Origin of the sequence: Mucilaginibacter roseus, from assembly GCF_021215455.1 — a bacterium.
Classification (GTDB): Bacteria; Bacteroidota; Bacteroidia; order Sphingobacteriales; family Sphingobacteriaceae; genus Mucilaginibacter; species Mucilaginibacter roseus.
This window is the reverse complement of record NZ_JAJPWV010000001.1, coordinates 801180-815862: the sequence shown is the minus strand read 5'-3', so window position 1 is coordinate 815862 and position 14683 is coordinate 801180. Positions and strand designations below refer to the sequence as shown.

The window sequence follows — 14683 nt, the reverse complement described above, 5'->3', positions numbered from 1 at the left end:
TATGGATATTTTAAAGTTTATTACTGCCGGTAGTGTTGATGATGGTAAAAGCACCCTTATTGGCCGCCTGTTATATGATAGCGAAGCAATCTTAGCCGATCAGTTAGAAGCATTACATGCCTCAAATCGTAAGAACGATGATGGCACCATTGACCTTGCTATCCTGACCGACGGCCTTAAAGCCGAACGTGAGCAAGGGATAACCATTGACGTTGCCTACAAGTATTTCAACACTGACAAACGCAAGTTTATTATTGCAGATGCGCCCGGCCACATACAATATACCCGCAATATGGTTACGGGGGCAAGTAACGCCGGTTTGGCCATTATTCTGATCGATGCACGTAAGGGTGTTATTGAGCAAACCATACGTCATTCGTTCCTGGTATCGTTATTAGGCATTCCGCAGGTAGTGGTTTGCGTTAATAAAATGGATATGCTTAACTATGATGAACAGGCCTACAATAAAATTGTGAGCGACTATGAAGCACTTGCAAAAAAAGTTGAGCTGAACAATGTTAAGTTTATACCTGTCAGCGCTTTAAAAGGCGATAACATTGTTCACCAGTCTACCAATATGTCATGGTACGATGGCGAAAGCCTGCTTACCTATCTGGAGAACGTAGATATAAAAGTTGATGTTAAAGCGTCACATGCGCGTTTACCGGTGCAATGGGTTGTACGCCCGCAAACTGATGAATTGCATGATTACCGGGGTTATGCAGGTCGCGTGGCCAGCGGAAGGTTTAGGGTGAATGACAAGGTAACCGTTTTGCCATCGGGCTTTACGAGTACTATTTCGAAGATTGAGCAATTTGATAAGGAACCGGCCGAGGCTATTACAGGCATGTCGGTAACGATACATTTGGCTGACGATATTGATGTTAGTCGTGGCGATCTCTTAGTAAGCAGTGCTGAACAGCCGCATGTTGCGCAATTAATTGAGGCCGACCTGTGCTGGATGGATACCCGTCCGCTGGATACTACACATACATACCTGGTACAGCACAATAGCAAAGTAACTCGTTGCCGGATAAACGAAGTTTTGCATAAGGTAAACATTAACACGCTCGAAAAACAATATGATGAGGACTTCAAGCTTAATGATATTGGCCGAATTGTAATTAAAACAGCAGACGCTTTAGCGTTCGACCCATATCAGTTAAACAAAGCGAATGGCGGCGCCATTATAATTGACAGCCGTACTAACGTAACCGTGGGCGCCTTGATGCTGCGCTCAGCGGTTGATTGATCAGCATTTGTAGAATAGAGAGCAGTGGTTGGCGATTAGTTATTTCAATTGTCAATCACTGCTTTTATGTTATTATATAAATCCCAACTGTTAAAGAACAAACACAAAAAAAGGCTGCACCTATTAAGGTACAGCCTTTGCTATATATATTATGGGTTGTAACTTATTTTACTTGTTGAAAGTAGTATACAGCTGAAGTTGGAGCAACACGAACTAAAATTTCGTCTTTGCTGCTTTTCAGGTCAACAAAGTGCTGTATGCCATCACCTGAATTTAATTCAATTACCTGGCCTACAGTATAATCTTTGTAACGGCTGGCAATTTCTTTTTGAGCACGTGCTGAAATGGCTTTGTATGCAACTTGTTTAGTTGTGCCCATGTAATCGCCATTCAGGTTGTAGAAAGCGGTCATTTTAACACCGTCTAAAGTAAATTCTGCTTTCTGAGTAGTTTCGGTTACAGTCCAGGTAACGTTTTCAGCGTCACGGAAATCTGACTTAAACTGGTTAACAACCGCGTAAGATACGTTTGCGTTTTTGTCGTCGTCTTCTTTAACTTTTTTATCGGCTGCGAAAGCGCCTGTAACTAATAAACCGATAATTGCTGGTATAACTAATAACTTTTTCATTGTCTTGTTGTGTTAAATTTTAAATCCACAACAAATATCTAACATAATTATTAATTATTTAAATTGTGAATAATTTTTATAAATTATTCACAATTTAAGATATTTTATTTTAAATATTTCAAAATTTAATTCCTTAGATAGTGTAAGTTTTACAATATCTTAATTTTTATTGCAATTTAATAGTGTACAAACTACAATAAGCCTGTCATAAAAATGTAAAATGAAACTTTGATTAACTGTTTTAGCAGGTCTAAATAACATCAATTGGAAAATGGTTAGACGCCTAAATCCTTGATGTACTTTAAAAATAAGTATAACGCTTCCCTTTTTTTATCAGTCAGATCATAATCGATCTTATTGAGCAGATAATCCTCAACATCAAAATCGTCGCGGTGGGGTAGCTCTTCAAATAGTTTCTGCCTGTTATCCAATCCGAATTTTAGAGCTGTATTGAATTCCTCTATAAAATCAGACGGTATGGGTTTATTCGATATCCATGCGGCGAATACAAAAGGCAGGCCGGTAAACGTTTGCCACTCTTCAGCCAAATCATACGCGTAAGGGTATTGCTCCGCCTTGCCAAAAGTCCTGTCACCTATCTGTACAAACGCTGTATTAGGGTCTGATGAGTTGGTGTAATCTTCAGCATCAGTAATAAGTTCCGGATCAATCTTCCAAAAGTTTTTCAGTAGTACACGGGCCAGATTGTTTGAGCTTCGCGATTGCGGGTCGAGCTGTATGCGCCTAACATCGCATATCTCACAATTGCTGAAAATAAAGACAGATGCAACAGCACCGTTAGCGCCAATACAATAGTCGGACACGATGTGCCACTCCGGCAAATTAAGCGTTGCAGCAACAGGTATCAGGCCAATATCTGCTTTATCATCTATCAGCTTCTGCGCGCAATCGGCCGGTATATCAAGGCTGAGATCAATATTGTTAACGAAGTCGGTAGTTTTTATGCCGTATATAAAAGGCTTGGTGTTAGTATAACTAACAGCTGAAATTCTAATCTTTTTCACAAATACATCAAGCCTGCTTTAAATGCAGGGCATTATTAAAATCAACAATCTCAAATTTTTGGCCGTCAAAGGTAACTTTATACAGCACCAGGTTTTGATGCGGAAAGGTATCCATTTCGGTAAGCGGGCGATCGGTAAGGAGGCACATCAGCAGCCTCATAGCCCTTCCATGCATACATACCAAAACATTCTTTTCTTCTGGATGCGATAAAATCAGCTTTATAGCTTCCTGTTGGCGTAGCTTAACCTCATTAGGGCTTTCGCCACCTTCAATCTTTGCATCCAGGTTACCATCGAGCCAGTTACGCATCAAGTCAAAAAAAGCCGCTTTATTTTCGGGTGTACTTGGCTGACCCTCCAGCCTGCCCCAGGCCAATTCATCAAGCCCGGCAAGTTTTTCAAAAGGTATACCCAGATCAATAAACTGTTGTATACTTTGCTGCGTACGCTTTAACTCAGAAATGTAGATCTTATCAAAAGGGACTTGTTTATACGCTTCATAAAATAAAGCAGCCTGCGCTCGTCCTTCGTCATTCAAATCAGTGTTCATCCCCCGTCCCTGCACAATCCCCTGCTTATTCAGATCGGTTTGCCCATGGCGGACAATGTATAGTGTTTTTTGTATCATTCTTTTTTGGATCTGAAAGCTTAAAGTCCTTTTGAGCTAAAGGCTTAAAGTCCAAAGCACAAAGCTTATATCTTTTTGTAAAATCAGATTTAAGCTTTCATCTTTATGCTTTGAGGTTTTACCTTTATGCTTTCACCTTTAGCCTTTCACCTCAATTAACTACCGGGAGTTTATAAAACTTAGGTTTGGCCTCTTCGGCAAACACGTGGTCTTTAAAATCGGTAACTACATTATATAAGGTATCGCGTTCTATCGGGTGGCGGCCAACCTGTTTAATCAACTCGACCAGCTCTTTAGTGCTCATGGCCGGGTGTTGCTCTTCTGCACCAGCCATGGAGTATATCTTGGTGGTATCATCAAGTGTACCATCTATATCATCTACGCCAAAGTTTAACGAAAGCTGCGCCGTGTTACGGCTAATCATGGCCCAGTAAGCCTTGATATGGTCAAAGTTATCCAGGTAGATGCGTGCTATAGCATAATTACGCAGATCCTCCAGCACGGTTGATTCCGGAACGTTGGACATCTGGTTATCCTGATTGCGGAATTTAAGCGGGATGAATGTTTGGAATCCACCTGTTTTGTTCTGCAACTGGCGCAGGCGCTCCATGTGATCTACCCGGTGCCAGTACTTTTCTATGTGCCCGTAAAGCATGGTAGCGTTTGAGCGCATACCCAGCTTATGCCATTCCTCGTGTATCTGCAGCCACTGGTCTCCGGTACATTTGTCTTTAGCGATCAAATCACGCACTTCCGGGTGAAATATCTCCGCGCCACCGCCGGGCATTGATTCCAACCCAGCATCCTTCATTAATTGCATACCGGTGGCATAATCAATTTTAGCCTTTTTAAATATGTAATGATATTCAACCGGTGTTAAGGCCTTAACATGCAGATCAGGCCGATGTCGTTTAATGATGGTGAATAATTGCGTGTAAAATGGGAGATCGTACTGCGGCAACACACCACCCACAATATGTACTTCTGTAACCGGCTCGTTATCGTATTTCTTAACCATGTCGAGCATTTCGTCCATGGTATACTCCCACCCTTCGCCACGCTGTTTTATCAGGCGCGAATATGAGCAGAATTTACAATCGTACACACACAAATTGGTGGGCTCGATGTGGAAGTTACGGTTAAAATATGTTTTGTCGCCGTGTTTAGCGTTGCGTATATAATTTGCTAAAGTGCCAAGATAGCCGAGTTCAGCTTTTTCATATAACAGCACACCCTCGTCAAAGCTGATGCGTTGCAGGTTGAGTACCTTTTGTGCAATGTCTTTTAAATCAGCAGATAAGTTAGGATCATTCAGTAATACCTGTAAACTATCTGAGTTTTGCATTCAATAAAAGTTTTACCAAAGGTAGTAAAATGCGCAAAAATTACAGTTAAACCGGTCACCTTATTCCTTAAAGGCGGCTGTTATTGACATTGATTTTACATAGATGTTGTCACATACATTAAATACCGAAACATTTAATTCGACCTTTTAACATAGGTTGATGAAAAGCCATCGTTCACATTATCAGCCAGTACAATCGTGTCTTTAACCATTTTGGTGACAACAAGCGGGATAGCGCTTTCGGCATTATCTGGTTTTATGATATACAGCGAATCCATTGAATAGATAGTTTTATCTTTTATCAAAGAAAAATGATAACGCTGGGTTATAGCATCATTTTTATAAAACAGCAGCTCATTATCCTTAAACTCGATATGTAATATATAACGGGCGGTTTCGGGTGTGGTAGTTATTCCGGCAAACCCTCCCGTGGTTTTCTTCCAGTCCCATTGGCCTTTGAGATTAGCCCTACTGACTTTACCTGCCTCAACAGACAGCTTTGCAGTTTTACAAGAAAAAAAAGTCAACACAATTATAACAGCAATTATTACATTTTTCATTATCCGGATTTTTTATCAATACGTACATTTACCGCACAACGCTACGCAATATACTATGAAGATTGAAACCATTGCCATACATGCCGGCAACCATCCTGATAAAGCCTCCGGGACAGTGATCCAGCCGATAACGCTATCAACTACTTTTACCCGAGATCAAAATGGTGAATACCCTTCAGGGCATATCTACAGCCGCTCATCCAATCCTAACCGGGCATCGTTAGAGAAAGTTTTGACGCAACTTGAAGGCGGCGTTGATGCTGCAGCATTTTCATCGGGCAACGCGGCGGGCATGGCGGTGTTTCAATCATTACAACCGGGCACCCATATTATTTTGCCCGATGATATGTACCATGGCTTGCGCAACCAGGTTAAAAACTTGTTTGCCGGTATTTTAGAGTTCGATTTTGTTGACGTGAACGACGAAGTCGTTCTGCAACAGCATATCAAAGCTAACACAGGCGTTATCTGGATAGAAACGCCATCAAATCCATTACTGAAACTTACCGACATAAAAAAGGTGGTTAATATAGCGCATGCTAAGGGTATTATGGTCGTGTGCGATAACACCTTTGCAACTCCGATATGCCAGCAGCCTTTACTATTGGGTGCCGACCTGGTGATGCATTCTAGCACCAAATATTTTGGTGGCCACAGCGACTTGATGGGAGGCGCGCTGATAACTGCCGAAAAAAGCGACTGGTGGCAAAAGATACGCCAAGTGCAGGAGATGGGTGGTGCTATCCCCTCGCCTGCTGATTGCTATTACCTGGTACGCAGTTTAAAAACATTGCCTTACCGCGTGCGAGGCCATGTACATAATGCGCAGCGCCTTGCCGAATTTTTAGAACAGCATCCCAAAATTGAGCAGGTAATGTATCCGGGCCTTGCATTGCATCCGCAACATGAGCTGGCGTCGGCACAAATGAGTTTGTACGGCGGTATGCTTTCTTTCTTAATAAATGGCGGGCAACCGGAAGCGAGCAAAGTGATAAATGCTTTAAAGTTATTTACGCAGGCTACAAGTTTAGGCGGCGTAGAAAGTTTGATAGAACATCGGGCGTTAATTGAAGGCCCCGATACAAAAACACCTTTTAATTTACTAAGAGTGTCTGTCGGTTTGGAGCATATAGACGACTTGATTGAGGATATGAAACAGGCTTTAGATAGTTTTTAAAGATAAAAACAAATTAAATTTGGAAGCGAATGTTTTTTTAACATACATTTGCAACAATATTTGGTAGCAAATATTTAAGATCAATACCCTTCAAAAAGGTTTGGTTTATAAAGAAGCGGCGAGAGAACAGGCTCAACAACCCGCTGGCAACCCTTCAGCAACTGAAGAAGGTGCCAATTCCTGCCCCGGAAGAATAACCCCGGGAAATATAAATTAACAAACGAAATGAAAATTTTATTTAGCATTCCTGAAAACATAGTACAGCATAATCAATATGGTTTAAACCCTTATTGCTGTATGTGTATGTGTTGCTGCTAAGCCACACTATTGCACGCTAACACTTACTTAACAAAGTACGCGTGCACCTCACCGGGATAATTGCATCCCGCCGCTAAAATCAAAACATTAACCTTTTTAAAAATTAAAATCTTAAAAACCATGTCTGCTACAAACCTTAAATTCGAAACATTACAACTACACGCCGGTCAGGAAGTTGATGCCGTTACAGGCTCACGCGCTGTACCGTTATATCAAACTACATCATATGTATTTAATAGCGCTGAGCATGGCGCTAACCTTTTCGCGCTAAAAGAATTCGGTAATATTTATACCCGCCTGATGAACCCTACTACCGACGTGTTTGAGAAACGCGTTGCGGCTTTAGAAGGCGGTGTAGCGGCTTTGGCCACAGCATCGGGCCAGGCGGCGCAGTTTTTGGCGCTGAATAACATCCTACAAACGGGCGATAACTTTGTTACCTCTCCGTTCTTATACGGCGGCACTTATAATCAGTTCAAAGTATCATTCAAAAGGTTAGGCATCGAAGCCCGTTTTGCTAAAGATGACTCGGCAGAAAGTATCGAAGCCTTAATTAACGAGAGTACCAAGGCTATTTACTTAGAAACAATTGGTAACCCCGGCTTTAATATCCCCGATTTTGAAAAAATTGCAGAGGTAGCTAAAAAACATGATTTGCCTTTAATTGTAGATAACACATTTGGTGCTGCAGGTTACCTCTTCCGCCCGTTGGAGCATGGTGCGCATGTGGTGGTACAATCAGCCACTAAATGGATCGGCGGGCATGGCACCAGCATAGGCGGTGTAATTGTTGATGGCGGTAATTATAACTGGGGCAATGGCAAGTTTCCGCAGTTTACGCAACCAGCCGAAGGTTACCACGGTTTAGTGTTTAATGATGTATTTGGCATCGGCGGTCCGTTTGGGAATATACAGTATATCATTCGTGCGCGTGTTGAGGGCCTGCGCGACTTTGGCCCGTCACAATCACCATTTAATTCATGGCTTTTGATCCAGGGTTTAGAAACGCTATCGCTGCGCGTGCAACGCCACGTTGATAACGCGCTCGAACTGGCTAAATGGCTTGAGCAGCATCCGTTAGTAGCCAAGGTAAATTATCCTGGCCTTACATCGTCACCTTACCATGAACTGGCAAAAAAATATTTAAGCAATGGTTTTGGAGCCGTATTATCCTTTGAAGTTAAGGGCGAAAAGGCAAATGCCACTGCGGTAATTGATAACCTGAAACTGGTAAGCCACCTGGCTAATGTGGGCGATGCCAAAACTTTGATCATTCAACCATCGGCAACCACACACCAACAGTTGAGTGAGATTGAACAGTTAGCCGCCGGTGTTACTCCCGGTTTATTGCGCGTTGCCGTAGGCATTGAGCACATTGATGATATTAAAGCTGACTTTGAGCAGGCTTTAGCCAAAATTGAACAAATAGAAACAAGCCTTGCATAGGCTTTTGATTATAGTTTTAAAATGCTTCCGGCGTAAAGCCGGGAGCTTATTGATAAGAGATGAGTACTGACATATACAGGCATAAACAAAAATTCACACTTGAATCGGGCAAGGAGTTACGCCAGCTGGAAATAGGATTTAATACCTACGGCAAGCTTAACCAAAACCGTGATAATGTAATTTGGGTATGCCATGCGCTTACAGCCAATTCAGATGTGCTTGATTGGTGGAAAGGGTTGTTTGGCGCAAAAGATTTTTTTAATCCGGATGAGCACTTCATCGTATGCGCCAATATATTGGGTTCGCCCTACGGCTCAACCAATCCGTTAAGTGTTAACCCGGTAACCGGTCAACCTTATTACCTGGCCTTCCCGGAAATTACCATACGCGATATGGTTAAAGCGCATCGCCTGTTAGCTGCACACCTGGATATCAATAACATCGAAGTATTGATAGGCGGATCCTTAGGCGGGCAACAAGCTATGGAGTGGGCTATTGCGGAACCTGAAAAGATCAAGAACCTGATTCTTATAGCTACAAACGCTAAGCACTCGCCATGGGGCATTGCCTTTAACGAGTCGCAACGTTTAGCTATCAGTACAGACCGTACATTTTACGCCAATACCCCACAGGGTGGCGAAAAAGGCCTGAAAGCCGCGCGTAGCATAGCACTGCTTTCATATCGCGGTTATAAAGCATACAATATCACCCAACAGGAGGACACTAATGGCCTTACTGATGGCTACAAAGCATCGAGCTACCAAAACTACCAGGGCCAAAAACTGGTAAACCGGTACAATGCTTACAGCTACTGGTATTTAACCAAAGTGATGGATTCACACAACGTTGGCCGTAACCGTACCAGTGTTGACAAGGCGCTAAGCCAGATAACGGCTAAAACACTGGTCATCGGCATAACATCCGATTTGTTATTCCCGATTGAAGAACAGCGCTATTTATTTCAGCATATACCCAAGGCTGCCTTTGCCGAGTTCGACTCATTTTACGGGCACGATGGATTTTTAATTGAAACAGAAGCATTAACAAATATTATCAGATCATTCCTGAAAACTGACGTTAAGGGAAAAATTATTGAATTGCAACAAACAGCATAATGAGCAAAAAACTTACTATTGGTTTATTTGGTTTCGGCGTGGTTGGACAAGGTTTGTACGACATCATCAAAACAAAGAACCTGAACCTGGAGATCGTAAAGATCGCTATTAAAAACCCTGAGAAGAAACGTACCCTGCCTGCCGACTTATTTACTACAGACAGGAATGAAATATTGAATAACCCTGAAATAAACACGGTTATAGAGTTGATTAATGAAACAGATGCTGCTTTTGAAATTGTATCTACCGCTCTAAGATCAGGCAAGAATGTGGTATCGGCCAGTAAGAAAATGATTGCCACTCACCTTGAGGAGTTGTTGGCTATCCAGCATGAACATGGCACATCGTTACTTTATGAGGGAGCCGTATGCGGTAGTATTCCGATCATCCGTAACCTGGAAGAATATTATGATAACGAGTTATTGCACTCCATCTGCGGCATTTTCAATGGCTCATCTAACTACATACTTTCAAAGGGCTACCTGGAAAACCTGGATTACGCAAGCGCGCTAAAACAAGCACAGGACCTCGGCTTTGCCGAAACCGACCCCACCATGGATGTTGGCGGCTACGATGCTAAATTTAAACTGGTTATTGCCGCAGCGCATGCTTATGGCGTAGTGGTGAATCCGGACGATGTGCTGAACATCGGCATACAAAATCTTTCGGCGAACGACCTGCAATATACCCGCGAGAAGAATCTGAAAATAAAGCTTGTTCCGGTAGCTAAAGAACTGGATGACCGCCATGTAGCCTTGTTCGTTTTACCCAAACTGGTAACTGAAAGCGAGTTTTTGTATAATGTGGAGTACGAGTATAATGGCGTTATAGTACAAGCTGCATTTGCCGATCAGCAATTTTTCTTCGGTAAGGGCGCGGGCGGCCACCCTACCGGCGCGGCCGTACTGTCTGACGTTGCAGCACTGCGTTACGACTATCATTACGAATACAAAAAAGCGAAGGAAAAAGGCAGCCTTACATTTACCAATGATATCAAGTTAACCGTTTACCTGCGTTATACTGACGAGAGCCTGGTGCAGGCACTTGAATTTGAACATATTTTTGAAAGTTATACATCCGATGGTTTTAAATACGTTATCGGCAAGGTAAATCTTCAAAACCTGATAGAAAATCAAAACCTTATATCAGACAGCAAAGCGTTTATAGCTTTCGCCGATCAGTTGACCGGGGTGAGCTTAGCTACGGCAAAAACACAAGCTGCCGAACTGGTATAATATTCAAGACATCAATAAAGCAAAAAGCTCCGGTAGTTCCGGAGCTTTTTGCTTTATCAGCTTTTTATTAATCGCTGTATCTCGTCCAGTTTCATTAAGGCTTCAACCGGAGTCAGCGTATTCACATCTAAATTGTTCAAGGTATCCCGTATCTTAACCAATACTGGGTCATCAATCGAGAACATCTGCATTTGTACCGCTTGTTTTTGCACCTTGCGGATGCTTTCTTTTATATGTTCCCCGCCTGTACGCTCGGCCTCCAGTTTCTTTAGTATTTCATTAGCACGACCCAAAACCTTTGGCGGCATACCAGCCAGTTTAGCCACATGTATACCGAAACTATGCTCGCTGCCGCCCGGTACCAGCTTACGCAGGAATATGATCTGCTGGCCAACTTCTTTTACCGATACATTAAAGTTTTTTATCCGGTTAAAAGAGTTGCTCAGCTCATTCAACTCATGATAATGCGTAGCAAAAAGTGTTTTTGCTTTAGCCGATGGGTGATTATGCAGGTACTCTGCAATAGCCCAGGCAATGGATATACCGTCGTAAGTTGACGTACCACGACCTATTTCATCCAATAGGATCAAGCTACGGTCAGACAGATTGTTCAAAATGCTGGCGGTTTCATTCATCTCCACCATAAAGGTTGATTCGCCCGATGAAAGATTGTCTGATGCGCCCACACGGGTAAATATCTTATCGACCAACCCTATCGTAGCATCCTTGGCAGGCACAAAGCACCCCATCTGTGCCATCAGCACAATGAGGCCGGTTTGCCGCAGCAAGGCAGACTTACCCGCCATGTTAGGGCCGGTGATAATGATTACCTGCTGCGTTTCTGAATCAAGGTAAACATCATTGGTAATATATGATTCGCCCAGTGGTAATGTTTTCTCTATAACCGGATGCCGGCCACCCTTTATATCTATCAGTCTGCCCTCGTTAATTATAGGTTTAACGTAATGGTTTTTGATGGATATGTGCGCAAAATTCAGCAGCACGTCCAACCGGGCTATCAATTGCGCGTTAAGCTGTATCGGCTTAATATATTCTGTTAAAGAGTAGAGCAGATCATTATATAGCTGGGTTTCAAGCACTAATATTTTTTCTTCTGCCCCTAATATCTGCTCTTCATATTCTTTTAGTTCAGGGGTAATATAACGTTCGGCATTTACCAGCGTTTGTTTACGTATCCACTCGGTTGGCACCTTATCCCGGTGCGAGTGTGTAACCTCGAGATAATAACCAAAAACGTTATTAAAAGATACTTTGAGCGATGGTATGCCGGTTATTTCAGCTTCGCGTTTTTGTATCTCTAACAAATAACCTTTGCCGCCAAATGCGATTTTACGCAAGCGGTCAAGTTCTTCATTTATACCTTCGTTAATTACCGATCCCTTTATTAAAGCTACCGGTGGTTCCGGGTAAAGTTCTTTCTCTATCTTCTCGCATATGTAAGCGCAGGGGTTTAACTGCGCGCCTATTGTTTGAAGGGGCTGGTTACCCGATGCTTCACTTATCTTTTTTATTTCGCTGATAGCCTGCAAAGCTTTTTTCAGCTGACAAATCTCTCTTGGATTTGCTTTTTGCAATCCAATTTTGGAGATCAGGCGTTCCAGGTCGCCTATTTGCCGTAGTTGCTGCTGCAAGTTTTCGCGCAGTTCTTCATGCTCAATCAGATGCTCAACAACGTTCAACCGGTCAACAATGGGTTTATGCTCCTTTAACGGCATCACTATCCAGCGGCGCAGCAGGCGCGCACCCATAGGTGAGCAGGTATTGTCGAGCACATCAACCAGGGTATGCGCGTTTTCATTGGCTGAGCCTACCAGTTCCAGGTTGCGGATGCTAAAGCGATCGAGCCACAGATAGCGGTCTTCCTCTATCCTGCTGATGGCTGATATATGCTGCAGATTACGGTGCTCGGTTTCGTTGAGATAATGAAGCGCCACACCGGCGGCGACTATACCCAAAGCGAGCTTATCTATACCAAAACCCTTTAGCGATTGCACACCGAAGTGTTTGAGCAAGGTTTCGTAAGCGTAATCACCGCTGTATGGCCACTCATCAAGCGAGTAAGTGTAAAAACGGTCGCCGTATGTGTCCTTAAAATCATGTTGGCGGCTTTTGGGATAGATTACTTCGCTTGGCGAAAAGCTTTGTAAAAGTTTATCAATATAACCACTATTACCCTGGGCGGTCAAAAACTCACCGGTGGATATATCGATCAGCGCTATGCCGATGCTGTTTTTTTCAAAATATAGCGAGGCGAGGTAATTATTGCTTTTTTGCTGCAGGATGTTGTCGCTAACAGCCACGCCAGGCGTAACCAGTTCAGTAACGCCGCGTTTAACGATGGTTTTAGTAGTTTTAGGGTCTTCCAACTGATCGCATATAGCAACACGTTGCCCCGCCCTTACCAGCTTGGGCAAATACGTTTCGAGCGAATGATGCGGAAACCCTGCCAACTCTATGTGTGTAGCGGCGCCGTTTGCACGTTTGGTAAGCACTATGCCTAAAATACCGGCTGCCTTAACGGCGTCCTCTCCAAATGTTTCGTAAAAATCGCCCACACGAAATAGCAGCAGCGCGCCCGGGTACTTTGCCTTTATAGCGTTGTACTGCTGCATTAAAGGGGTTTCTTTTGTAGTTGCTTTTGCCAAATCTATTACCTCGGTTTTTAACCCGATAAAGTTAGCCTCTTGCACCGACTTTATTCTGTTTGTTGAAAAATGGTTTTTTGTTAACAACCAGCCACTTTACAGCCCTGAGTAATGCAATAGGTGTTTTCACCCATTTTAAGAGCGTTTAAAGTATAGCGATAATGGGTTTTTGAACTCGTGGTTAAAAAGCGCGGCCTGCGTAATTTTACATCGTGGTAATACCTAATACCCATCACATTAGCAGTTTTCTAACATCTACCTATAAGCTTTATGTATTGCCCGCGGTTTGTGCTTGAACCGCGGTGCATGCATAAAGTTGCAGCTCCGAAATTTGTTAATATAACACCATGTTTTGGTAAAATAGTAATGCCTTAACCGGGTATTTTAATGCCGATTAACAAACCTTTTAATGAAGCGCATTTACTACCTGTTGACCCCCGTTTTTATACTGCTGTTTACCTCATTTACGGATAATGATGGATGGGCACCATTGCTTGATAACAAGTTAAGCAAATGGAAAACTTATTTAAGCTATCGTCATAAAGATGGCTATAAGGGCACAGCGCCGGTTGACGAAAATGGCAAACCCATAAAACCTATCGGTTACAATAACGACAAGACGGGTGTGTTTACGCTTGTAAAGAACACCAGCCAGCCGGTGTTACGCGTTAGCGGCGAAGTTTACGGGTGCCTTTACACAAAGCAGTCGTTCAAAAACTACCATTTAAAGCTGAAAGTAAAATGGGGCGATAAAAAATGGATTCCACGTCTTAATGAACCTAAGGATTCGGGTATCATCTATCACTCAAACGGCAAAGCTGGTGTTGATTATTGGCGATCATGGATGCTGGGGCAGGAAATGCAGGTAATGGAAGGCGGCTGTGGCGACTACTGGTGTATTGCTTCATCAGCAGGGTACATTAAAACCAAAAGAACACCAGCCAAAAAAGACACTATGGTGTATGACCCGGCCGGTGTAAAAACCTTTATGGGTGCTGGTAATAATTTTGTACAACAAAGCCGCAATTACGAAAAGCCGAATAACGACTGGAATACGCTTGAATTGATATGCTTTGGCGATAAAAGCCTGCATATACTAAACGGGCATGTTGTTATGGCGTTGAGCGGATCATCGTACAAAGATGGCGACACTTACAAACCACTCACCAGCGGCCGCCTGCAAATTCAAAGCGAAGCGGCAGAGGTTTATTATAAAGATATTTTAATCCGATCTATTAAAGCGCTGCCTGCGGAATATTCAGTTTATTTTAAGAATTAAAAAAAGTAT

Annotated in this window: 12 protein-coding genes and 1 riboswitch; of the genes, 6 read left to right on the top strand and 6 right to left on the bottom strand. The window is 42.9% G+C overall.

Annotated elements, in window-relative coordinates; genetic code table 11:
* The first annotated feature begins 1 nt into the window (after window position 1).
* Entirely contained in the window at window positions 2-1252 is a 1251-nt protein-coding gene (locus LT679_RS03535; RefSeq protein WP_232175588.1) for a sulfate adenylyltransferase subunit 1, read from the top strand.
* Between the two features lie 163 nt (window positions 1253-1415).
* Here LT679_RS03535 and LT679_RS03530 read toward each other — a convergent pair whose 3' ends face one another.
* The 5 genes from LT679_RS03530 to LT679_RS03510 form a co-directional block, all read right to left on the bottom strand.
* Window positions 1416-1880 (bottom strand): hypothetical protein, encoded by a 465-nt coding sequence (locus tag LT679_RS03530; RefSeq protein ID WP_232175587.1) that lies wholly within the window; start codon window positions 1878-1880, stop codon window positions 1416-1418.
* A 275-nt stretch (window positions 1881-2155) separates the two neighbouring features.
* Complete coding sequence (locus LT679_RS03525) at window positions 2156-2905, bottom strand: menaquinone biosynthetic enzyme MqnA/MqnD family protein (RefSeq protein WP_232175586.1); 750 nt, start codon at window positions 2903-2905, stop codon at window positions 2156-2158.
* A gap of 7 nt (window positions 2906-2912) precedes the next feature.
* On the bottom strand, window positions 2913-3533 hold the full coding sequence (locus LT679_RS03520) for a histidine phosphatase family protein (protein ID WP_232175585.1): 621 nt from the start codon (window positions 3531-3533) through the stop codon (window positions 2913-2915).
* A 151-nt stretch (window positions 3534-3684) separates the two neighbouring features.
* Entirely contained in the window at window positions 3685-4878 is a 1194-nt protein-coding gene (gene mqnE, locus LT679_RS03515; protein ID WP_232175584.1) for an aminofutalosine synthase MqnE, read from the bottom strand.
* A gap of 134 nt (window positions 4879-5012) precedes the next feature.
* Window positions 5013-5438, bottom strand: coding sequence for a hypothetical protein (locus LT679_RS03510; protein ID WP_232175583.1), 426 nt, complete (start codon window positions 5436-5438; stop codon window positions 5013-5015).
* 55 nt (window positions 5439-5493) lie between these two features.
* On the opposite strand from LT679_RS03510, the gene LT679_RS03505 reads away from it, so the two are divergent.
* The 4 genes from LT679_RS03505 to LT679_RS03490 all read left to right on the top strand — a co-directional run bounded on the left by LT679_RS03505 (window position 5494) and on the right by LT679_RS03490 (window position 10729).
* The gene (locus LT679_RS03505; protein ID WP_232175581.1) at window positions 5494-6615 is read left to right on the top strand and encodes a trans-sulfuration enzyme family protein; all 1122 of its coding nucleotides are present in this window, start codon (window positions 5494-5496) and stop codon (window positions 6613-6615) included.
* 102 nt (window positions 6616-6717) lie between these two features.
* A riboswitch (SAM riboswitch) is annotated at window positions 6718-6830 on the top strand.
* A 223-nt stretch (window positions 6831-7053) separates the two neighbouring features.
* Window positions 7054-8379, top strand: coding sequence for an O-acetylhomoserine aminocarboxypropyltransferase/cysteine synthase family protein (locus LT679_RS03500; RefSeq protein ID WP_232175580.1), 1326 nt, complete (start codon window positions 7054-7056; stop codon window positions 8377-8379).
* 59 nt (window positions 8380-8438) lie between these two features.
* Complete coding sequence (locus tag LT679_RS03495; protein ID WP_232175579.1) at window positions 8439-9494, top strand: homoserine O-acetyltransferase family protein; 1056 nt, start codon at window positions 8439-8441, stop codon at window positions 9492-9494.
* Window positions 9494-10729 carry a homoserine dehydrogenase gene (locus tag LT679_RS03490; RefSeq protein ID WP_232175578.1) on the top strand — a complete coding sequence of 412 codons (1236 nt, stop codon included), beginning with the start codon at window positions 9494-9496 and terminating at the stop codon, window positions 10727-10729. Before LT679_RS03495 ends, LT679_RS03490 begins: the two co-directional genes overlap by 1 nt.
* Before the next feature lie 56 nt (window positions 10730-10785).
* Here the strand turns inward: LT679_RS03490 and mutS are convergent, their stop codons facing one another.
* Window positions 10786-13395 (bottom strand): DNA mismatch repair protein MutS, encoded by a 2610-nt coding sequence (gene mutS / locus LT679_RS03485; RefSeq protein WP_232176057.1) that lies wholly within the window; start codon window positions 13393-13395, stop codon window positions 10786-10788.
* 409 nt (window positions 13396-13804) lie between these two features.
* On the opposite strand from mutS, the gene LT679_RS03480 reads away from it, so the two are divergent.
* A complete protein-coding gene (locus LT679_RS03480) occupies window positions 13805-14674 on the top strand; it encodes a 3-keto-disaccharide hydrolase (RefSeq protein ID WP_232175577.1) in 870 nt (289 codons plus the stop codon).
* Window positions 14675-14683 lie beyond the last annotated feature (9 nt).

Bases quoted from the DNA above. Each gene is read 5' to 3' on its own strand.
- LT679_RS03535 (WP_232175588.1), top strand. From the start codon at position 2: ATGGATATTTTAAAGTTTATTACTGCCGGTAGTGTTGATGATGGTAAA.
- LT679_RS03530 (WP_232175587.1), bottom strand. From the start codon at position 1,880: ATGAAAAAGTTATTAGTTATACCAGCAATTATCGGTTTATTAGTTACA.
- LT679_RS03520 (WP_232175585.1), bottom strand. From the start codon at position 3,533: ATGATACAAAAAACACTATACATTGTCCGCCATGGGCAAACCGATCTG.
- mqnE (WP_232175584.1), bottom strand. From the start codon at position 4,878: ATGCAAAACTCAGATAGTTTACAGGTATTACTGAATGATCCTAACTTA.
- LT679_RS03510 (WP_232175583.1), bottom strand. From the start codon at position 5,438: ATGAAAAATGTAATAATTGCTGTTATAATTGTGTTGACTTTTTTTTCT.
- LT679_RS03505 (WP_232175581.1), top strand. From the start codon at position 5,494: ATGAAGATTGAAACCATTGCCATACATGCCGGCAACCATCCTGATAAA.
- LT679_RS03500 (WP_232175580.1), top strand. From the start codon at position 7,054: ATGTCTGCTACAAACCTTAAATTCGAAACATTACAACTACACGCCGGT.
- LT679_RS03495 (WP_232175579.1), top strand. From the start codon at position 8,439: ATGAGTACTGACATATACAGGCATAAACAAAAATTCACACTTGAATCG.
- LT679_RS03490 (WP_232175578.1), top strand. From the start codon at position 9,494: ATGAGCAAAAAACTTACTATTGGTTTATTTGGTTTCGGCGTGGTTGGA.
- LT679_RS03480 (WP_232175577.1), top strand. From the start codon at position 13,805: ATGAAGCGCATTTACTACCTGTTGACCCCCGTTTTTATACTGCTGTTT.